Here is a 341-nt window from a genome sequence, read left to right on the forward strand (position 1 = left end):
TTTGAATAGTCACTAAAAGTGACATTCCCAAGAACACTTGAATGTGTTGTATTGGTGTTTGTCATAAAGACAAACATTGAGAACTTTACAATCAACAATAATTTGTTGATTTGTCAGCTTTCCAAATTGTTAAAGAGCTAGATTTTCTAATGAAAACCATTTTTAAAGGTTCTGCCTTCTATTTAAAGAAAGAAGAACACTTAAAGATGGTGGAGCTATGCGGGATCGAACCGCAGACCTCCTGCGTGCAAGGCAGGCGCTCTCCCAGCTGAGCTATAGCCCCATCAAGGTGTCGATACTGTATGCCAATTTCAAGGAAATTGGTGGGTCTGAGTGGACTT

The 341-nt window shown here is 39.6% G+C and carries 1 tRNA gene; it reads right to left on the reverse strand.

Annotated elements, in window-relative coordinates:
• Positions 1-207: 207 nt before the first annotated feature.
• Positions 208-283: transfer RNA gene (locus tag OH458_RS22035), tRNA-Ala, on the reverse strand.
• Positions 284-341 lie beyond the last annotated feature (58 nt).

This window comes from Vibrio sp. MarTm2 (genome assembly GCF_027587055.1).
GTDB lineage: Bacteria > Pseudomonadota > Gammaproteobacteria > Enterobacterales > Vibrionaceae > Vibrio > Vibrio sinaloensis_D.